Annotated in this window: 1 protein-coding gene; it reads right to left on the reverse strand. The window is 46.0% G+C overall.

The features are described 5' to 3' along the window. Nucleotides 1-443, reverse strand: a 443-nt coding sequence (locus ACTHSP_RS21790) for a nitroreductase family protein (RefSeq protein ID WP_440346981.1), incomplete at its 3' end; no start/stop codon positions are given. Between the last annotated feature and the right edge of the window lie 37 nt (nucleotides 444-480).

Below are 480 nucleotides of genomic sequence, written 5' to 3' on the forward strand. Positions count from 1 at the left end.
AGATTGGCGCCGATACCGGCAGCCGCCAATGTTGTCCACACAGCATATTGAACCATGGCATTTGCCTGATCCGCCCAGATCGGGAAGTTGGCCGCATAAGATGGGAACTGCTCTTGCAAGCCTTTGACAACATCTTGATCTTCAAAGAACAAAACTGTCGCCGCGCCTGCTTTAAACAAGTTCAGTTTTTGTGCGGTGGCTTTAAACTGCTCGGCAGGAACAACCGCACGCAACGCTTCTTCGACAAAATGCCACACTTTGGCATGTTCTTCGCCAAATAATACGACCACTCGGGCAGATTGCGAATTGAAAGAAGACGGCGTATGTAAAACGGCGTGTTCGATGATTTTGGTTACTTCCTCATTGGACAGAGGCAGGGTGTTGTTCAATGCATAGATAGAACGACGGGTTTCAGCAGCTTGTTGCAAAACAGAATAAGTCATGATCTTTTCCTTAAATTAATCTTTATCTTTACCAAAA

It is taken from the genome of Neisseria sp. P0001.S005, assembly GCF_051963715.1.